The sequence below is a fragment of the Pseudomonas entomophila genome (assembly GCF_018417595.1).
Taxonomy (GTDB): domain Bacteria; phylum Pseudomonadota; class Gammaproteobacteria; order Pseudomonadales; family Pseudomonadaceae; genus Aquipseudomonas; species Aquipseudomonas entomophila_C.
The window spans coordinates 424,353-443,991 of record NZ_CP070982.1; the positions used below are offsets into that span (position 1 = coordinate 424,353).

16 protein-coding genes, 1 tRNA gene and 1 pseudogene are annotated in these 19,639 nt (G+C 63.1%); 1 reads left to right on the forward strand and 17 read right to left on the reverse strand.

Features of this window, described 5'->3' with window-relative positions; genetic code table 11:
• Positions 1 to 73: 73 nt before the first annotated feature.
• The 11 genes and pseudogenes from JYG34_RS01815 to JYG34_RS01865 all read right to left on the reverse strand — a co-directional run bounded on the left by JYG34_RS01815 (position 74) and on the right by JYG34_RS01865 (position 11,043).
• Positions 74 to 1,882, reverse strand: coding sequence for a S9 family peptidase (locus JYG34_RS01815; RefSeq protein WP_213659273.1), 1,809 nt, complete (start codon positions 1,880 to 1,882; stop codon positions 74 to 76).
• Complete coding sequence (pqqE, locus tag JYG34_RS01820) at positions 1,863 to 3,011, reverse strand: pyrroloquinoline quinone biosynthesis protein PqqE (protein ID WP_213659274.1); 1,149 nt, start codon at positions 3,009 to 3,011, stop codon at positions 1,863 to 1,865. The genes JYG34_RS01815 and pqqE overlap by 20 nt, the downstream gene beginning before the upstream one ends.
• Positions 2,983 to 3,258 carry a pyrroloquinoline quinone biosynthesis peptide chaperone PqqD gene (gene pqqD, locus JYG34_RS01825; RefSeq protein ID WP_213659275.1) on the reverse strand — a complete coding sequence of 92 codons (276 nt, stop codon included), beginning with the start codon at positions 3,256 to 3,258 and terminating at the stop codon, positions 2,983 to 2,985. The genes pqqE and pqqD overlap by 29 nt, the downstream gene beginning before the upstream one ends.
• Positions 3,255 to 4,010: a pyrroloquinoline-quinone synthase PqqC gene (gene pqqC / locus JYG34_RS01830; protein WP_213659276.1), complete on the reverse strand. Its 756-nt coding sequence runs from the start codon at positions 4,008 to 4,010 to the stop codon at positions 3,255 to 3,257. Before pqqC ends, pqqD begins: the two co-directional genes overlap by 4 nt.
• Before the next feature lie 24 nt (positions 4,011 to 4,034).
• Positions 4,035 to 4,946 carry a pyrroloquinoline quinone biosynthesis protein PqqB gene (gene pqqB, locus JYG34_RS01835; protein ID WP_213659277.1) on the reverse strand — a complete coding sequence of 304 codons (912 nt, stop codon included), beginning with the start codon at positions 4,944 to 4,946 and terminating at the stop codon, positions 4,035 to 4,037.
• A 73-nt stretch (positions 4,947 to 5,019) separates the two neighbouring features.
• Positions 5,020 to 5,091, reverse strand: coding sequence for a pyrroloquinoline quinone precursor peptide PqqA (gene pqqA, locus JYG34_RS01840; protein WP_003243383.1), 72 nt, complete (start codon positions 5,089 to 5,091; stop codon positions 5,020 to 5,022).
• 147 nt (positions 5,092 to 5,238) lie between these two features.
• Complete coding sequence (gene pqqF, locus JYG34_RS01845; protein WP_213659278.1) at positions 5,239 to 7,575, reverse strand: pyrroloquinoline quinone biosynthesis protein PqqF; 2,337 nt, start codon at positions 7,573 to 7,575, stop codon at positions 5,239 to 5,241.
• Between the two features lie 156 nt (positions 7,576 to 7,731).
• Complete coding sequence (locus JYG34_RS01850) at positions 7,732 to 8,526, reverse strand: carbon-nitrogen hydrolase family protein (RefSeq protein ID WP_213659279.1); 795 nt, start codon at positions 8,524 to 8,526, stop codon at positions 7,732 to 7,734.
• 16 nt (positions 8,527 to 8,542) lie between these two features.
• Complete coding sequence (locus JYG34_RS01855) at positions 8,543 to 10,225, reverse strand: flavin monoamine oxidase family protein (protein ID WP_213659280.1); 1,683 nt, start codon at positions 10,223 to 10,225, stop codon at positions 8,543 to 8,545.
• Between the two features lie 162 nt (positions 10,226 to 10,387).
• On the reverse strand, positions 10,388 to 10,702 hold the full coding sequence (locus JYG34_RS01860; protein ID WP_011531819.1) for a helix-turn-helix domain-containing protein: 315 nt from the start codon (positions 10,700 to 10,702) through the stop codon (positions 10,388 to 10,390).
• A pseudogene (locus tag JYG34_RS01865) lies at positions 10,680 to 11,043 on the reverse strand (toxin). Before JYG34_RS01865 ends, JYG34_RS01860 begins: the two are co-directional and overlap by 23 nt.
• Before the next feature lie 489 nt (positions 11,044 to 11,532).
• Here JYG34_RS01865 and JYG34_RS01870 point away from each other — a divergent pair.
• Complete coding sequence (locus JYG34_RS01870) at positions 11,533 to 11,823, forward strand: DUF3077 domain-containing protein (RefSeq protein ID WP_011531820.1); 291 nt, start codon at positions 11,533 to 11,535, stop codon at positions 11,821 to 11,823.
• Between the two features lie 18 nt (positions 11,824 to 11,841).
• Here JYG34_RS01870 and JYG34_RS01875 read toward each other — a convergent pair whose 3' ends face one another.
• The 6 genes from JYG34_RS01875 to rpoD all read right to left on the reverse strand — a co-directional run bounded on the left by JYG34_RS01875 (position 11,842) and on the right by rpoD (position 19,626).
• Positions 11,842 to 12,303, reverse strand: a complete 462-nt coding sequence (locus JYG34_RS01875; RefSeq protein WP_213659281.1) for an Lrp/AsnC family transcriptional regulator — start codon at positions 12,301 to 12,303, stop codon at positions 11,842 to 11,844.
• 365 nt (positions 12,304 to 12,668) lie between these two features.
• Entirely contained in the window at positions 12,669 to 13,034 is a 366-nt protein-coding gene (locus tag JYG34_RS01880) for a type II toxin-antitoxin system RelE/ParE family toxin (protein ID WP_213659282.1), read from the reverse strand.
• 15 nt (positions 13,035 to 13,049) lie between these two features.
• Entirely contained in the window at positions 13,050 to 13,298 is a 249-nt protein-coding gene (locus JYG34_RS01885) for a type II toxin-antitoxin system Phd/YefM family antitoxin (protein WP_213659283.1), read from the reverse strand.
• A 520-nt stretch (positions 13,299 to 13,818) separates the two neighbouring features.
• A tRNA-Ile gene (locus JYG34_RS01890) sits at positions 13,819 to 13,895 on the reverse strand.
• A gap of 17 nt (positions 13,896 to 13,912) precedes the next feature.
• Entirely contained in the window at positions 13,913 to 17,656 is a 3,744-nt protein-coding gene (locus JYG34_RS01895) for a bifunctional diguanylate cyclase/phosphodiesterase (protein ID WP_213659284.1), read from the reverse strand.
• Between the two features lie 119 nt (positions 17,657 to 17,775).
• Entirely contained in the window at positions 17,776 to 19,626 is a 1,851-nt protein-coding gene (gene rpoD, locus JYG34_RS01900; RefSeq protein WP_011531826.1) for an RNA polymerase sigma factor RpoD, read from the reverse strand.
• Positions 19,627 to 19,639 lie beyond the last annotated feature (13 nt).

The following is a 19,639-nucleotide window of genomic DNA, read 5'->3' on the forward strand; positions in this document are numbered from 1 at the left end:
CGCTCCCACAGGAACTGCGCAATCCCTGCAGGAGCCAGCCTTGCTGGCGAAGCCGGGTCGGCTGCGCTGGTGTTTACCGGCCAAGCACCCGGCAATAGAACTTCCACTCCTCCTCCAGCGCATGTGCCAGGTTCTCCGCCTGGCGGAATCCATGCCGCTCACCCGCATAGAAATGCCCCTCGGCCTCGATACCGTTGGCTTTCAGCGCCTCCAGCATGCTGCGCGTCTGCTCCGGTACCACCACTGCGTCCAGCTCACCCTGGAAGAAGATCACCGGCACCCGAATCCGTTCGGCATGCAGCAATGGCGTGCGCTGGCGATAGCGTTCGGCATCCCGCTCCGGGTCGCCGATCAGCCAGTCGAGGTAGTCGCCCTCGAACTTGTGGGTCGCCCGCCCCAGCGCCAGCGGATCACTCACGCCATACAGGCTGGCCCCGGCGCGGAACACATCGTGGAAGGCGAGGGCGCACAGCGTGGTGTAGCCGCCGGCGCTGCCGCCGCGAATGAACGCCTGGCCGGCGTCGGCCAGCCCCTGCCCGGCAAGATGAGCGACCGCGGCACAGGCATCCGCCACGTCACTTTCACCCCAGCGCAGGTGCAAGGCCTGGCGGTAGGCGCGCCCGTAGCAGCTGCTGCCCCGGTAGTTGAGGTCGGCGACGGCAAAGCCGCGCTGGGTCCAATACTGGATGCGCGTATCCAGCACCGGATAGCAGGCCGACGTCGGCCCGCCGTGGATGAATACCACCAGTGGTGGTGGGTTTTTTTTGTCGATGGCGGGGTAGAAGAAACCATAGGCTTGCCCATCGCCGCTGTTGTAGCGGATGGATTGGGGAAGGCTGATCGACCCGCTGGGCAGTACCTCTGCGCCGCCTGCCAGGACGCGTACCTCGTGGTTGCCACGGTTGATGGCAATTACCGCGGGAGGGCTGATCGGCGATGCCGCGATGGCATAGATGTACCCGCTGTCCATCGCCAGGCTGCGGAACCGGGTATAGGCGCTGGCGAAACGTTCCACTTCACCGTCTGTGTCGCGCAGGCCCAACTGCCCGAAGCCATCTTCGAACCAACTGGCCAGGTAATGCCCGGGCCCAAGTGCCAGCCAGGTGCTGGCGCCCATTTGCCAAGGGGCTCCGGCATGGTCGGCGGGGGTGGCGGGCAGGGCTTGCCAGTGCTTGCCTACTTCGCCCCAGGGTTGCCAGAAGCCGTGACGATCGGAGAGGCAATACAGGCGGCCATCGGCATCGAAACGAGGTTGCTGCAGCGACTCGTCGAGCCCGGCGATACAGCGCGCTGCGCCCCATGCGCCGTCAGTCTCCCGCTCACGACACATCAAGCGGGTTGCCGTCCAGGGTTGTGCCGGGCGGTCCCACTCGATCCAGGCCAGGCGTCGGCCATCGTCGCTCAATGTGGGAGAGGTGTAGAAATCCGCACCTTCGGCGAGAACTGCGCGGCGACCTTCCTCGAAGGCAACCAGGCGATGCTCGACGCGTTCGCCGTGGCCTTCCTCGACCGCCAGCAGCATCCCGTCATGCCACTGCACATCACCATAGCGGCACTGCTCGTCATGGGTCACTGGATGTGGCATCGAGCCATCCAGCGCCTGGCGGTAGACCTGCTGGTCCTTTTCGTTGACGAACAGCACCGCGTCGCCCGCCAGGCAGAAGCTGCCGCCGCCATATTCATAGACCCGGCTGCGTATGCTGAACCCGTCCGGCGTCAGGCAGCGCGCCTGCTGATCGCGCCAATGCCAGATCCGACAGGCGCCATCGGCCGGGCGGAACTCGTTCCAGAACAGGCCGTGCTCGCTGACCTTGAGTTCGGCGAAGTCAGTGCCGGCGGCCACCGCCTGGGCGGCGCTGAACTCAGCCGCGGGCGATGACATGGGAATTGCGCTCGTTGCGGAAGGTCATCTGTTCGATCTCCAGTGTCGCCTGTTCGGCTTCCTCGCGTGCCTTGAGGATGATGCCGTGGTCCGGTGACTTGCCACACACCGGGTCTGCCTTGCTGGCGTCGCCGGTGAGCATGAAGGCCTGGCAGCGGCAGCCGCCGAAGTCCTTCTCCTTCTCGTCGCACGAGCGGCACGGCTCGGGCATCCATTCATAGCCGCGGAAGCGGTTGAAGCCAAACGAGTCGTACCAGATGTGTCGCAGGTCGAGGTCGCGCACGTTGGGGAACTGCACCGGCAGCTGCCGCGCACCATGGCAGGGCAGCGCGGTGCCGTCCGGGGTGATGGTCAGGAACAGGCTGCCCCAGCCGTTCATGCAGGCTTTGGGGCGCTCTTCGTAGTAGTCCGGGGTGACGAAGATCAGCTTGCACGGGCTACCTTCGGCCTTGAGCTTGGCACGGTACTCGTTGGTGATGCGCTCGGCTCGCTCAAGCTGCGCGCGGGTCGGTAGCAGGCCCAGGCGGTTGAGGTGCGCCCAGCCGTAGAACTGGCAGGTGGCGAGCTCGACGAAATCGGCTTCGAGCGCGATGCACAGCTCGATGATGCGGTCGATCTTGTCGATGTTGTGCCGGTGGGTGACGAAGTTCAGCACCATCGGATAGCCATGGGCTTTCACCGCCCTGGCCATTTCCAGCTTCTGCGCGAAGGCCTTCTTCGACCCGGCCAGCAGGTTGTTCACCTGTTCGTCGCTGGCCTGGAAGCTGATCTGGATATGGTCCAGCCCGGCCTGCTTGAACGCGGTGATTTTCTGTTCGGTCAGGCCGATGCCGGAGGTGATCAGGTTGGTGTAGTAACCCAGGCGGCGGGCTTCGCCGATCAGTTCGGCGAGGTCCTGGCGCACCAGCGGTTCGCCACCGGAGAAACCGATTTGCGCGGCGCCCATCTCGCGGGCCTCGGCCATCACCTTGAACCACTGCTCGGTGGTCAGCTCCTTGCCCTGCTCGGCGAAATCCAGCGGGTTGGAGCAGTACGGGCACTGCAGCGGGCAGCGGTAGGTGAGCTCGGCCAGCAGCCACAGCGGCAGGCCGACCGGCACCTCAGGCGAGGGTGATCCAGTGTTCGGCACGGGCCACCTCCATGAATTGCTCGATGTCGTCGGCGACTTCGGGCACACCGGGGAATTGCCGCTGCAGCTCATCGATGATCGCCGCGACGCTGCGCTGCCCGTCGATCAGCCCGCCGATCAGGCCGGCGCTGTCGTTGAGCTTGATCATGCCTTCGGGGTACAGCAACACATGGCCCTTCTGCGCCGGCTCGTACTGGAAGCGGTAGCCGGGGCGCCAGCTGGGCACCTGTTGACGGTCGAAACTCATAGGGCGATCCCCTTGTGCCAGACCCGCTCGTTGGTGACGCTGTGATAGGGCGGGCGGTTCAGTTCATAGGCCATGCTCATGGCATCGAGCATGCTCCAGAGGATATCCAGCTTGAACTGCAGGATCTCCAGCATGCGCTCCTGGCCCTCGCGGGTGGTGTAGTGCGCCAGGGTGATCGCCAGGCCGTGCTCGACATCGCGACGGGCCTGGCCCAGGCGTGTGCGGAAGTACTCGTAGCCGGCCGGGTCGATCCACGGGTAATGCTGCGGCCAGCTGTCCAGGCGCGACTGGTGGATCTGCGGGGCGAACAGTTCGGTCAGCGAGCTGCTGGCGGCCTCCTGCCAGCTGGCGCGGCGGGCGAAGTTGACGTAGGCGTCGACGGCGAAGCGCACGCCGGGCAGTACCAGCTCCTGGCTGCGTAGCTGGCCCGGGTCCAGGCCAACGGCCTGGCCGAGACGCAGCCAGGCTTCGATGCCACCGTCCTCGCCCGGGGCGCCGTCATGGTCGAGCAGGCGCTGGACCCACTCGCGACGGACCTCGCGGTCCGGGCAGTTGGCCAGGATCGCCGCATCCTTCATCGGGATGTTCACCTGGTAGTAGAAGCGGTTCGCCACCCAGCCCTGGATCTGCTCCCGGGTGGCGCGGCCTTCATACATCGCCACGTGGTAGGGGTGGTGGATGTGGTAGAAGGCGCCCTTGGCGCGCAGGGCCTGCTCGAACTCGGCAGGTGACATTGGTGCGGTGTCATTCATCAAGCGGACTCCTGTGGCCAGCACTCACAGCTCGATGCTCATGCCATCGAAGGCGACTTCCACCCCGCGGCGGATCACTTCCGTACGCTCGGGGGAGTCCTCATCGAGAATCGGGTTGGTGTTGTTGATATGGATGAGCACCTTGCGCTGGCGCGGGAAGCCATCCAGCACCTCGAGCATGCCGCCCGGTCCGTTCTGCGCCAGATGGCCCATCTCGCGGCCGGTACGGGTGCCGACACCGCGGCGTTGCATTTCATCATCCTCCCACAGGGTGCCGTCGACCAGCAGGCAGTCGGCGTCGCCCATCATCTGCAGCAGCTTGTCGTCGACCTGGCCCAGGCCCGGGGCATAGAACAGCTTGCCGCCGGTGCGGGTGTCTTCCACCAGCAGCCCCAGGTTGTCGCCCGGATGCGGGTCGAAACGGTGCGGCGAGTAGGGCGGTGCGGCGCTGCGCAGGGGGAAGGGAGTGAACCTGAGGTTCGGGCAGGCCTCGATGACAAAGCTGCCTTCCAGCTCGATGCGGTTCCACACCAGTCCACCGTTCCAGTGGCTGAGCATGTTGAACAGCGGGAAGCCCGTGGTCAGGTCCTGATGGACCATGTCGGTGCACCATACCTGATGCGGGCAGCCCTCACGCAGGCTGAGCAGGCCGGTGGTGTGGTCGATCTGGCTGTCGAGCAGGACGATGGCGCTGATGCCGGTGTCACGCAGGGCGCGGGCCGGTTGCATCGGCGCGAATGCCTGCAGTTGGGCGCGGATGTCCGGCGAGGCGTTGCAGAGGATCCAGTGCTCGCCGTCGTCGGACAGGGCGATGGACGACTGGGTGCGCGCGCTGGCGCGCAGGCTGCCGTCGCGATAACCCTTGCAGTTGACGCAGTTGCAGTTCCACTGGGGGAACCCGCCACCGGCGGCGGAACCGAGAATCTGGATGTACATGGCGACCCTTCTCAAACCGTATCCGAAAAACGACAACGCCCCGGCAGGCCGAGGCGTCTGACCGCGCTGTTGCTTAGCGGTTGGCGAAGTACATGGTCACTTCGAAGCCGATACGCAGGTCGGTGTATGCAGGTTTGGTCCACATGGGATGACTCCTTCCGGATGGGTTTTGGGTTGAACGGTGACGGCTGGATATCGCCTGTATTTGGCGATTCCATTGACCGAGATTGCGCTATCTTACAAGAAAAATTTGTACCGAAAGGTTAATTCTTCGAAAAGCGCCATTGCATTCTCAGTAACAATCCAATGCTGTTGCCTGCCACTGGTGGTCGGGGGCGCCGGCATTGGCCAGGCACAGCCAACCGTGTTCGGCGGCAAGCAATTGCTGCAACAAGGCATCCAGTTGCGGCTGCTCGACAGAGAGAATAGACCGCTTCATTTCGCAAAGATCCGGATTTTGTGTCGCCATATGTGCTTGCCAGGCCCACTCGGCGACTTCTGCGTTTGGCATGGCGGCCTCGTCGAACTGCTCGGCAAGCTGTTGGCGGGCACCGATGTCGAGGTGCACGCCATCGTTCAGCAGCGTGAGCAGGTGGTCGAGGATCTGCCCATGGCTGGCGTGAGGTGACTGCACGCCAAACAGCAGGCCGCAGTGTCCCTCGACCTGGCGAAACGCGCTGAACACCGCATACCCCAGTTGCAGTTCGACCCGCAGGCGTTGGTAGACCGGCCCCTGCAGCAAATGTGCAAGCAGGCGGCCGCAGGCATGCAGTGCTGCTGGCAGCGGGCAGAACAGCAGCAGGGCGGGTTCGCTGCCTTGGGTGGGGACCTGGCGCCACTGGCGCCCGTGAACGCCCGCTGGAGGGTGCCCTTCGCCGGGCAACCCCATGACATTCGCCAAGGCCGCGCCCAGTGCGTCGAGCTGTGCGCCGTCGAAACCAACCGCCAGGCCGCGCCAGCGGGCCTGTTGCCAGAGTGCGTCGAGCAGTGACGAATCGAGGAGGCAGGATGGCTGAGCTTGTGTCTCACCAGGCAGCAACGCATTCGGGAGTGCCGTGAGCAGAGTGCGTATCGGGATCAGCGTCGGTTGCACGGCTGCTGGCGCATGCCAGTACTTTGTGGCCGGGGCACGCATGATCCCGAGGGCTTCCTCGGCGCACCTGATCACCGCCACGGGTTGTCCGGCGACACGTAGTTGCCAGTACTCGCCGCTGGCGCCGAAAGCGAATTGTAGCGACACCCGCTCGGCGCGCTCCTGCAGCGGTTGCAAGGCGCGTTCGAGAACTGCCTGAAAGCGCCGGCGCAGGGGCGAGGGGATGTGCCAGCGCAGGTACAGGGCGGCGAACTGTCGCGCGGATGGCAGGTTGTTGTCGATGGACAGGCCCAGCGGCGGTTGAGCGGTGCCAGCGGCTGGCGAAGCATCCAGCAAGGGTTCTGCGGGCGGCAGTTGCCAGCGGCCTGAGCGCTGGTGTTGCAAGGCCTCCAGGAGCTTGCCGAACGCTGCCAGGCCCTGTTCGTCGAGCCCTTGGAACGGCTGGCCGGTACTGTCACGCCGGGCCAGGTCGAGGGCGCTGCCAGCCTGTTCGCGGCGTTGTTGCAGGTGGCTGTAGGCGTTGTTCAGCTGTTGCAGCGATTGCTGCCGGATGAAGCCCAGCCAGCCCTGCAGCAAGGCCTGCGTGGTGCGTGGTGAAGCATTGGGAGACAGTTGCAACTGGATATGCCAAAGCAACTGCCCTGAGAAGGCGTACAACACCTGTGTTCGGCAGCCTTGCAGCCAGCCACGTTGACGTAGTTCGGCCAGCCAGCCACCGGGGCGGCTGTCATTCAGCATGGCCAGCAGCAGATCCAGCGCCTGCTCCGCGGCGGGGGGCAGGCCCTCATGGGCGAACAGCAGGTCGTGGCGTGATCCGCGGGTCACGGGTGGCCGCAGGGGCCCGTCGAGCAAGGCTGGTGGCGCTTGCTGCTCGTGTCGAGCGCCCGCTGCGAACAGCTCGCCGAATTGCCGGCCGAGTTGCTCCAGCGCGTCCAATGATTGTGGCCCGGCCAGGCTCAGGGTGATCTGCCCGCCCTGGTAAAAGTGCCGATGAAAATGTTCCAGTGCCCGCTGGAAGGCGCCGTCCTGCAAAGGCAGGCTGTGTCGGTTGCCGGCATGGAATCCGCTGAGGGGGTGGCGTGGTGACACGGACTGGAGCAGGGCAAACTGGTGCTGTGCTTCGCGGTTGCGCGACCAGGCGATAAATTCGGCATGGATCACCTCGCGCTCGCGGTGCTGGCGGTCCCGGCCGAGGTCGGGCTCGGCAAGCATCTGGCACAGGCGCTCGAGCGCACCGGCCAGGGCGCTGGGCGGCACCTCGAAGAAGAAGTCGGTCGTGCGTTCGCGGGTGCTGGCATTGACCTGGCCACCCAGGCTCTGGACATGGCGCATCAGGCCGTCTTCCAGCGGGAAGCGTGCCGTGCCGAGGAAAAACAGGTGTTCGAGGAAGTGGGCCAGGCCGGGCCATTTCGCCGGGGCATCGTGGCTGCCGGCATGCACCCGCAGTGCCGCGGCCGCACGCTTGAGGCGCGGTGCGTGGCGCAGGGTCAGTTGCAGGCCGTTGGCGAGGGTGAGGTGGCGGAGGGTGTCTGGCATGACGCCATGCTAGCGCGCCAAGGCGAGGTTGTCTGTGTTCACCGGCAAAGCCATCCCATTGATCTGACGTGACCTCTGTAGGAGCGGCTTTAGCCGCGATCGCCAGACACCGCGATACCTGCATCGCGGCTAAAGCTGCTCCTGCGTGACAGGGTGTCAGCCCCGGCGCCCGTGCAGTTCCTGGCGCAGGTCGGTGAGATACGGAAACGCCGCACGTCCGTTCAGGACACGCTCGCGCTGCAGGTCCGCCAGCAACTGGCACTCCTCGTGCCCCGCCATCGCCAGCACATCGCCATCCGGCCCGACGATGCTGCTCTGCCCGCAGTAGCGGATCTCGCTCTCGCTACCGCAATAGTTGGCATACACCAGGTAGCACTGGTTCTCTTGCGCCCGCGAGCGAACAGTCACCTGGCAGACGAAGTCGTAGGGCGCCATGTTCGCCGTCGGCACCAGGATCAGCTCGGCGCCCTCAAGTGCCAGGCGCCGGGCGTTTTCCGGGAACTCGATGTCGTAGCAGATCAGCATCCCGACTTTCCAGCCGTTCAGCTCGACCACCGGAAAGTGGTCGGCACCGGGGCTGAACATCGAGCGGTCGAGCTCACCGAACAGGTGGGTCTTGCGGTAGTTGCACAGGCTGCTGCCGTGGGCATCGATCAGTTGCACGCTGTTGTAGATCGCACCGTCCTCGCCACGCTCCGGGTAGCCATAGATGATGGCGATCCGGTGCGTCTGGGCGATCTCCACCACGGTCATCGCCGATGGCCCATCGACGGCCTCGGCCAGGCGCTCTACCTGGTCCGGGCCGATGTTGTAGCCGCTGAGGAACATCTCCGGGCACACCAGTAACTGCGCGCCCTGGGCGGCAGCCTGCTGGGCCTGGTGGTGCAGGCGATCGAGGTTGCCGGGCACGTCCAGCGGGGCTGGCGTACCCTGGAACAGGGCGATGCGCATGGCACTACTCCTTCGCTCAGTCGGCCAGGGCGATCGGTCCGATCTCGTGGAACACATCGCCTGGGCCGGGGTTGTCCGGGTGGGTCTGGCCACCGAAGTGGTTCATGATACCCCACACCGCATTCAGCGAAGTCTGCACCGCGCCTTCCACCCAGGCCGGGGTCCACGACACGTCGTCGCCGGCGATGAAGATGCCGCGCTGTTCAGCAGGCATGTCCTGCTGCATGAAGTGCGCGTACATGCGCTGGTTGTAGCGGTAGTGGCCCGGCAGCGCGCCCTTGAAGGCGCCGAGGAAGTGCGGGTCGGCCTCCCACGAAATGGTGATCGGGTCGCCGATGATGTGCCCGGCGATATCGGTCTTCGGGTAGATCTTCTTCAGCGCGTCGAGGGCCAGCTGCACGCGCTTTTCCGTCGGGTGGGGCAGCATCTTCAGGGCGTCGCTCATCCAGGCGTAGGACAGGCAGATCACCCCCGGCTTGTCGTCGCCGTTGTCGAACAGGTAGGTGCCGCGGGTCAGCCGGTCGGTGAGGGTCATGCTCATCAGGTCGCGGCCGGTCTCCGGGTCCTTGTCCTTCCAGAACGGCCGGTCGACCATCACGAAGGTCTTCGACGACTGCATGTAGCGGGTGCGGTCCAGGGCCATCCACATCTTCTGCGAGAACAGCGATTCCTCGCAGTCGATCTGGGTGGTCAGCAGCCAGCTCTGGCAGGTGGTGAGCACCGCCGCATAGTGGCGGGTGTCGCCATAGTTGTCGGTGACCGCCAGGCGGCCATCGGTGGCACGGGCGATGCGCTTGACCCCGGCACGTGGTGCACCGCTGTGCAGGGTTTTCAGGCTGGTGCCGGCCGGCCAGTGGGCGCAGCGCTCCGGCGCATGGCGCCAGATCCCTTGTGGTACCTGCTCGACACCGCCCACCACCAGGTGCTGGTGATCGTCGCAGTTGGTCATCACCACGCGGAAGATTTCCAGCATCGAGTTGGGGAAGTCGGAGTCCCAGCCACCGGTGCCGAAGCCCACCTGGCCGAACACTTCGCGGTGCTGGAAGCTCAGCTTGGCGAACGAGCGCGAGGTGGCGACGAAGTCGTAGAAGGTGCGGTCGTCCCACAGTGGCACCAGCTTGTTCCACAGGTCCTTCAGGCGTGGCACATCGCGGTCGCGGATGGCCTGCTGGATATCGCCGAACTGCGCGCCGCTCTCCAGGGCGTCGGCCCAGGCGTCGGCCACTTCGTGGAACAGCTGCGGCAGATCGGCGGACTTCTCGGCGTAGTAGGTCTGGCCCTCCAGGTCGATCACCGTGCTGCCCGAGGCGGGGGTGAGCGGGTTGGGGAAGGGCTTGGTCTCAAGGCCCAGCTTGTCGACGTAGTGGTAGAACGCCGTGGACGAGACCGGGAAGCGCATGCCGCCCAGTTCGGCGACGATACCATCGGTGCCGTTGAAGGCCTGGGAGCGCAGCCGGCCGCCCAGTTTGGAGGCCTCGTACACCACGGGCTTGAGGCCTAGCTTCATCAGTTCGTAGGCCGCCACCAGCCCGGCGATGCCGCCACCGACGATCGCCACTTCCTCGCCATGCCGTTCCTTGGGGATGCTGCCCAGGCCGGCCGGGTGTTCCAGCCAGTCATCGAAGGCGAAAGGGAAGTCCGGGCCGAAGATGGTGATGGGTTTCTTGCCGTCGGCGGGGTGGCGGTTTTTCTTGTTCATTGGGTGACCTTGCCAGGGAGGCTGCGCAGGGGGCGGAGCCTGAGTATAGAAAATGACTAGTGGCCATTTTATGAAGCGCGGCGGTCGTAATTAAGATGCAGAGTGGTGTCGTTATGCAGCTTGTTTCGTCTAAATGACCTAATGATTTTCAAGAGTGACGAGCTACCGCAAAGTAGACAGGTGCTCGACGGTTTCCGGGTACTTTTGCACCAGTCGGATAAGGGCCACGGCCTGGGCGTTGGGCTTGGAGCGCCCCTGTTCCCAGTTTTCAAGGGTGCGAACGTTGGTACGCAAGTAAGCGGCGAACACCGCGCGCGACATGTTGAGCTGCTGGCGCAGGTCGGTAAGCTCGTTCGGGGCCAAGGGGGCCAGTTCCTCGAAGGCGACCTTGTGCGAACGCAAGGTCAGCTTGCCGGTACGTTCCTCGGCCAGGGCGTCGAAGCCTTCGGTGAGCTCAGTGAAGATGTTGCGTGGCATTGGTCGTCCTCATCAGGTATTCGTGCTCAAGCAGCTGTTTCAGCGCTTGGCACTGCTGTGGCGTCAAGGTCGTCCTGGACTTCCTTGCCGCAGAGCGTGAAGAGCCAGAACTGCTGCCCGGTGGACCACCAGTAGTAGATGATCCGGATTCCGCCTCGCTTGCCTTTGTGGCGCATTGTGTTGGCGAAGCGCATTTTCCTGAGACCACCTGTGCCCTTGATGACATCACCGATGTGGGGATGCATGAGGAGCAATCGTTGCAGCAGGCGGAAATCGGTGTCGTCGAGGTATTGGCTGCGGTGGCGCTCGAAAGCAGGTAGTTCAACGAATAGGGCGTCCATATTTTGTACGCTATCTACGTATAGCTTCTGATGGGATGGCCGGCGCGTCAATAGGGCGAGCCCGTTTCAGCCTAAGCGCAGATCTGGCGAGGAGGAGTGGGGGAGAATTGCTGGATGTGTCGTGAAACCGTGGGTTTAGAGGGGGGCAGGCCGGTGTAAGACGTTGGATCCTGTGGGTCCTCTCAGCCATTTCCTACATATGAGATTTTGATTGGGACCTATCCTACAAGCCGTGCCGTCTCGGTCCGGCTTCCAAGGTATCTATTCGCGGTTAACTTTTGCCGGTCACCGCACATTCGGTGACCGGGCGTGAGAACCCGATACCAACTTGAGCGCCGAGGCGTGCGTTATGGCAGCCCTGCGCGGGCAGGCTTTTGCCTGGCCGGTTTCCAAGTTGGCCGGATTCTCACCCCGCGTATGGCTGCCACCTTGATCCCGTGAGAAGGATGCAGAGGGCAGTTATCCCAGACTCAACTTGGATACTGCGCTATGAAAAAGATCGTCCCAGACCCACCCCTGAAGTTGAACCCCACCACCGAGCAGTCCTTCTGCACCTGCCAGTCCAGCCACCCACCGATCTTCACCGTCCGCCCCGGCGTCGACGCCGCCGACGCCTTGGTCCACGCCAGCATGCTGGCCCGCGCCATCCAGGAGATCGCCGACAACTACGCCCTGCATCACGCCCCCGAAGCGAACCGGGCGATGATCTGGTCGATCCTGCATTCGGCGGAAACGCTCAGGGCATTGCTGGAGGGATTGCTCGACGCAATGGAAGCCTGACGGCAAGACGCGGGGCAGTCAGCCCGGCTGCCCCCGGTCCACCTTGCTGCTGAGGATGATCGACGTGGTGGTCTTCTCCACTCCGTCGAGGCTGCCGATCTGGTCGAGCAGTTGGTCCAGTTGTTCGGGCGAATCGCTGTGCAGCCAGGCGACATAGTCGAACTCGCCGCTCACCGCGCACAGTTGCTGCACCTGCCCCATGGCCGACAGCCGCCGTACTACTTCCTTGCCCGAGCGCGGCTGCACCTTGATCCCCACATAGGCCTGCAAGCCCCCGCCAATCAAGCGCTGGCCCAGGCGCACGCCGTAGCCGGTGATCACCTTGCTCTTTTCCAGCCGCGCCAGGCGCGAGTTCACCGTGGTGCGGGCGATGCCCAGCTGGCGGGCGAGGGTGGCGACGCTTTCCCGGGCGTTGATCTGCAACAGAGCGATCAACTGGCGGTCGATTTCGTCGAGGGCGATGGGGCGGGTGTCTGGCATTCTGAGGTCCTTGCTCGGCGGCAAGCCAGCCTAGCCATGCTGTGTAGGATTGTGAAGTGTCAGGTCAGGATGAGTTCGCCGTTTGATGCTCCCGCAGGGGCTTGCGACTGCATGTCAATGGAGGGCGTGCCCAGTGCTGAATTCAGCAGCATTGCGCCTTTTCCAGGAGGTGTCGCCAACACTCGGGCACAATTACCGATGGCGACCTGGGACTGGCTGTATGAAAAGGATGAGAGGTGGGCGCGCGCACTGGTGTTCGCGGCTTGCTTCGTCAGTTCAGTATGGGCGCTGGGCGCCCGCACTGTTTGAAGCTTTGCTTATGTCGCAAATTCTCGCACGCTCATTGAATCGTCCAGTATGTTGCTTCAAGGCAGCGAACCAAGAATGGCGTAGTCCACGAGTGCACGTTCGACGCTCTGCCTTTGGTTGATGAACAGAATGACCGTCACAGTCAGTGACAGCTCGTTCACTTCGTAAAAGACGCGGAAGTTCTCAACGAGCAGGCGGCGAAACTTCGTGATGCCGAGCTTGGCGAGTTCAGGAGCTACAGGGTAGGCATTTGGGGCGGCACCGAGCAGCGATACGACTTGGTCAACCAGTGGCATCACATGCCCGTAGGCTGCTGCTTGGGACACTTCGGTGGGGGCATGGCCAGCAAGGAATTGGATCTGATTTTCAATGCTGAATTGTGCAGTGTTGGCGAGAATTACGGTGTATTTTTTTTTGGACATAAGCCCTCCAGTTAATTATTCATTTAGGTACCTCCTGGCCATGCGAGCCTTGAAGTCGTCTACGGAGCAGTACATGCCTTGCTCTGCCTCGCGCGAGCCGATCGCGAGAAAACGAGCCAGTGCAATGGCTTCATCACGTCGCATGCGATCAGCGTACGATTCGATGACATAAGCGGCTTTACCGTTCTGTGTAACGACCATGGGTTCTGCAAGATCCAGGTCTGCTGCGTGTTGTTTCAAGTAGCTAATGGTCTCAATTCGCATCGAGAGTCCTCCGGGCCGTGTTAGGGCTTCGGTAATGGGCGTCGTGCCCAGTCAATTTTCAAATCTAAAGCCGAGTTGTCTCGACTGATCCAATTATAGTCTAAATTCAGGCTTAAAGTCAATGTGAATCACAGCGAGAGTGGAATTGCAACCTATAAATGTGATGCGGTTCACATTTATAGGTTGCAGGTCGAGGTCTCGTTGGTGATTGTGGGCGCAATGGATATCCATACGGCGTGTTCGCCGGATGCTCCGCGCTGCAGGGGTACGGGTGATGGCCTGTGTTACCAACGTCATTCAGCAATGCCATGGCGAGGCTCGCACCCAGCGCTGGCATCCCTATCTCGAGTGTGAGCGGTACTGTGCTGAATTCATCAGACCGCACACCTGCTATGGCATGAATACATCTCAGTTTGCTCCGCAAACTATATTGCATTCATCTGCAGATTCATCGCTGGGATTTAATTCGGCAACGAGTGCCTTAGAAAGTCGAAAGCCGCGCAGTGCGCGGCTTTGAAGGTGGTGGGCCCACACGGACTCGAACCGTGGACCAAAGGATTATGAGTCCTCTGCTCTAACCGACTGAGCTATAGGCCCTCAGCAGGTGCGCCGGATTATAACGAGGGTTTCGATACCGTGCCATCCGAAAGATCCGATAGTGCTATGCGAAGGAAGGTAGCGGCGAATTCCTCGGGTGGCAGGGGCAGGCTGACGATGTAGCCCTGGATCTGCTCGCAACCCTCGGCGGCAAGGAAGCGTTGCTGGGCCTGGTTCTCCACCCCCTCGGCGATGATCGTCAGTTGCATGCTGCGCCCCAAGGCGATGATGGCGCGGGCGATGGCGGCGTCGTGGGGGTCGTCCGGCAGGCCGCGGATGAACGACTGGTCGATCTTGAGAATGTCCAGCGGCAGGCGTTTGAGGTAGCTGAGCGAAGAATAGCCGGTGCCGAAATCGTCGATGGCCAGCTGTACGCCCAGGTGCTTGAGCTGGTGCAGCACGCTCAGGGCTTCCTCGGCCTGGCTCATGATGAAGTTCTCGGTAATCTCCAGTTGCAGGTCACCCGCCTTGAGCTGGTAGCTCTTGAGCAGTTGCTCGATGCGTTTGGCCAGATTGGGCTGGCGTAACTGCGCGCCGGCGAGGTTGATCGAAAGCGGGCCGAAGGCCTGGTAGGTTTTTTTCCAGGCGTGCATCTGCCGGCAGGCTTGCTCAAGCACCCAGTCCCCCAGCTGGAGGATGGTGCCGTTTTCTTCGGCGAGGTGGATGAACTGCTCTGGCGGCACCTCGCCGAAGGTGGGGTGGGTCCAGCGGATCAGGGCTTCGGCGCCGACCAGGCTCTGGGTCTTGAGGCTGAACTTGGGCTGGTAGCACAGGCTCAGTTCGTTGCGTTCGATCGCGCGCCGCAGTTCGTGCTCGAGAGCGATGCGTTCGCTGGCCTGGGCGGTAAGGTCGCGGGTGTAGGTCTCGACACGGTTGCGGCCCTTGGCCTTGGAGCGGTACATGGCAGCGTCGGCGTTGCGGATCAGTGTGGCGACGTCGCTGCCGTCCTGTGGATACAGGCTGATGCCGATGCTGGCGCTGGTGAAGAACTCGTGCTCGCCGGCTTGGAAGGGGGCATGGAAACAGGCCAAAAGTTTGTTGGCGATGGCGCTGGCATCGCTGGGTTTATGCAGGCCGGGCAGGAGGATGATGAACTCGTCGCCGCCCAGGCGGGCCACGGTGTCGACATCACGCACCTGCTCTTTCAGGCGTTGGGCGATGCCTTTGAGCAGCAGGTCGCCAACCGGGTGGCCGAGGCTGTCGTTGATGTGCTTGAAACGGTCCAGGTCGAGGAACAGCACGGCGCCCTGGCGGTTGGAGACTTGCGCGCAGGTGAGGGCCGACAGTAGGCGGTTCTCGAACAGTGCGCGGTTGGGCAGGCCGGTGAGCGGGTCGTGGTGGGCCTGGTAGTCGAGTTTGGCCTGGGCATGCTTGAGGCTGGAGATATCGGCGAACACGGCAACGAAGTGGGTGGTTTCGCGCTCGCTGTTGCGCACGGCGCTGATGGTCAGCCAGCCAGGGTACAGCTCGCCGTTCTTGCGCTTGTTGTAGATCTCGCCTTGCCAGTGGCCCTCGGCGGTCAGCTGGTGCCACATGGCGGCGTAGAAGGCACTGTCATGCTGGCCGGAGGCAAGCAGGCGGGGGGTCTGGCCGAGGGCTTCGATCTCGCTGTAGCCGGTGATCTCGCTGAATGCCCGGTTGACTGCGCTGATGCGCTGGTCGGTGTCGGTGATCAACACGCCTTCGGCGGTGTTCTCGAACACGGTGGCGGCCAGTTGCAGTTTCTCCTGCATGAGGTGGCGTTCGGTGATGTCACGGGCAATGGTCAGCATGCAGTCGACGCCGCCAATCGGCAGGGGCCTGGCAGACAGCTCGCACAGGCGGATCTGCCCGTCGCTGCGGCGGATATGGCAACTGAAGTCGCGCACGAATCCATCGCGGTTGAGTTGCTCGACCAGGCGCTGGCGTTCGTTGAGGTCGACCCAGATGCCCAGGTCGAGGGAGGTCTGGTCGACGGTCGTGCTGATGTCGTAGCCGGTCAGGCGGCAGAAGCCTTCGTTGACCTCCAGCAGCAGGCCATCCTTCTGGCGTGACAGCAGCAGCCCGTCAGGCGAGGCGTGGAAAGCCTTGGCGAACTTTTCCTCGGAGATCTGTAGCTGTTGCTGGGTTTCCTTGAGCTGATTGATATCACGTACCGCCACCACCAGGGCTTTGGTGCCATCCAGCTCGAAGGTCTCGGCGGAGACAAGGCCAGTAAACAACTGGCCGTTGCTGCGCCGGAAGGTCATTTCCAGGTTGCGGATACCGCCCTGGTGCAGACGCTCGAGCAACAGTGGACCCGTGCCGGCCACACCCCACAGGCCAAGTTCGGTGGCCGTGCGGCCAAGCACTTGCGCCGGGCCCAGGCCGATCTGTTCCTCGAACGCTTCGTTGACCTCCATCAGGCAGCCGTCACTGTGGCGTGCAATGAGCAGGATGTCCGGGCATTGCTGGAACACCGAGGCGAACTTCTGTTCCGACAGGCGCAGGGCGTCCTCGGTGTGCTTGGTTTCGCTGATGTCGATCATCAGGCCGCGCATCAAGGGTTTGTGGCCGTGCTCGATCATGCTGACGATGTTGCGCACCCACAGGGAATGGCCATCGGCGCGGATCACCCGATAGTCGAGGCTGTGGTCACGCCCGGCCGCCGTTTCGCTGTCGCAGTAGGCTTGGGCCCAGAGCGCGTCCTCCGGGTGCAGGATGCTGCGCCAGAAACCGGGTTTTAGCCATTCGCCCAAGGGGTAGCCGAGCAGATCCTCGGCATGGGGCGATACGTAGCTGTAGGTGAAATCATTGGCGTCGGCCTCCCAGGCAATCGCCGACAGGCTCTCGACCAGGCCGCGGTAGTGGTATTCGCTGCTGCGCAGCTCCTGCTCCAGGGCGATGCGCCGGGAGATCTCCGAGCTGAGCCGGCGGTTGATGCGGATCACCACGGCGAGGATGGCCACCAGCAACAGGACGCCCGGCAGGCCGTAGAGCAGCATGTCGTGCCAGAACGTGCGCTGGTCGATGACATTACCCACCCAGCGTTGCTGGATATGGCTGACCTCGCTGCTGCTCATGTCGGCCATGACCTTGTCGAGGATGCCGATGAAAATCTTCTGTTCTTGTGGCGCGGCCATGGCCAACTGATAGCGGTAGGGCGTCTCGCCACTGACGTAGAGGCCGTCGAGCTTGAGCTGGCGCAGGCTCCAGATGCTCGAGGCGAGGTCGCCGACCACCGCGTCCACCGCATCCGTGGCCAGGGCCTGGAGCGTGGAACTGACGTTGGGCATGGCGACCAGGTTCAGGTCCGGATGGTGGGTGCGCAGCAATTCATGGGGGGCGTAGTTCTCCACCACGGCGATCTTCAAGCCATAGAGATCTTCCAGGTTGCGCGGTTGAGCGCCGCCTTTGTGGGCGAGAATGACGATCGGGAAGTCCAGGTAGGGACGGGTGAATGCCAGGTAGGCCTGGCGTTCCGGGGTGGACATGATCCCGGGCAGCAGGTCGATGCGGCCCGTGCGGGCCTGCGCGAGCACCTCGGTCCAGCTGCTGGGCTCGATGGGCTTGAGCTTGATGCCAAGACGGTCCTGGATCAAGGCGATGTAATCGGCGGCCAATCCCTGGTAGCGGCCTTCCTGGTCGCGAAATTCAAATGGCGGCCATGAAGCGTCGACGCCCAGGCGCAGCTGCGGGTGAGCGCTGAGCCAGGCTTGTTCCTCGTCAGTCAGGGTGAGCGCGCCGGCCGTTGTGTTCCAGGCGAGCAGGAGCAGCAACAGAAGGGCCGGCATCAAGGGCATAGCGGCCTCTCGATCAGGGGGTCTGACTCGAGTGTAGACGGGCATCCGGCCAGCGGCGTGGCGCCGTTCACGACCATTTGTCACATAAGAAAAACCCCGGCCTGGGCCGGGGTTCGTCTTTACTCGTCGAGGAAGGAGCGCAGATGCTCGCTTCGCGTCGGGTGGCGCAGCTTGCGCAGCGCCTTGGCTTCGATCTGACGGATCCGCTCGCGGGTCACGTCGAACTGCTTGCCGACTTCCTCAAGCGTATGGTCGGTGTTCATGTCGATGCCGAAACGCATGCGCAGCACCTTGGCTTCGCGCGCGGTCAGGCCCGAGAGCACGTCGCGGGTCGCTTCCTTGAGGCTTTCGACCGTGGCCACGTCGATTGGGGACTGCATGGTGGAGTCCTCGATGAAATCGCCCAGGTGCGAGTCTTCGTCGTCACCGATCGGCGTTTCCATGGAGATCGGCTCCTTGGCGATCTTCAATACCTTGCGGATCTTGTCCTCAGGCATCTCCATGCGCTCGCCAAGCTCTTCCGGGGTCGGTTCACGGCCCATTTCCTGCAGCATCTGGCGGGAAATACGGTTGAGCTTGTTGATCGTCTCGATCATGTGCACCGGAATACGGATGGTGCGTGCCTGGTCGGCGATCGAACGGGTGATCGCCTGGCGGATCCACCAGGTGGCGTAGGTCGAGAACTTGTAGCCGCGACGGTATTCGAACTTGTCCACCGCCTTCATCAGGCCGATGTTGCCTTCCTGGATCAGGTCGAGGAACTGCAGGCCACGGTTGGTGTACTTCTTCGCAATGGAGATTACCAGACGCAGGTTCGCCTCGACCATTTCCTTCTTGGCGCGGCGGGCCTTGGCCTCGCCGATGGACATGCGACGGTTGATTTCCTTGATTTCGGCGACGGTCAGGCCGGTCTCGGTCTCGAGGTCGATCAGCTTTTGCTGGCAGGCGACGATCGCGGCGTCTTTCTCACCCAGGGCGGCGGCCCATTTGGTGTTGCGCTTGGCCAGGTCGCCGGACCAGGTCTGGTCGGTCTCGTTGCTCGGGAACAGGCGCAGGAAGTCGGCGCGCGGCATGCGGGCGTCACGCACGCACAGCTGCATGATGGCGCGTTCTTGCTGGCGCAGGCGGTCGAGGGCGCTGCGTACGCGCTCGACCAGTGCGTCGAACTGCTTGGGCACCAGCTTGATCGGCATGAACAGGTCAGCCAGGGCCTGCATGGCGCCAATGCTTTCGGCGTGAGTGCGGCCGTGCTTCTTCAGCACCTTGAGGGTGATGACCAGCTGATCGTTGACGGCACCGAAACGCTGTGCGGCAACGACTGGGTCCGGACCGCTTTCGGCCTCTTCCTCGTCATCACTGCTTTCGGCGTTTTCGTCGTCTTCGTCTTCTTCTTCCTTCGCGGCGGCGGCCTTGGCACCTGGGATCGGTACTTCTTCGGTCGGCGCGGCGATGTTGTCGTCAGGGTCGATGTAACCGCTGAGGACGTCGGACAGGCGGCCGCCTTCGGCGGTGACGCGGTCGTATTCGCTGATGATGTAGTCGACGGTGCCCGGGAAGTGAGCGATGGCGCCCATGACTTCACGGATGCCTTCCTCGATGCGCTTGGCGATTTCGATCTCGCCTTCGCGGGTCAGCAGCTCGACGGTACCCATTTCACGCATGTACATGCGCACCGGGTCGGTCGTGCGGCCGATATCGGTCTCAACGGCCGCCAACGCTGCGGCGGCCTCTTCGGCTGCGGCTTCGTCGGTGTCGGCTTCCGCCAACAACAGGGCATCCGCATCCGGAGCACTCTCGAATACGTTGATCCCCATGTCGTTGATCATGCGGATGATGTCTTCCACCTGCTCCGGATCTGAAATATCCTCTGGCAGGTGGTCGTTGACCTCCGCGTAAGTCAGGTAGCCCTGCTCACGACCGCGGGTGATCAACTCTTTGATACGAGATTGCTGTTGCGCTTTTCCGGACATAACACCCTATCCA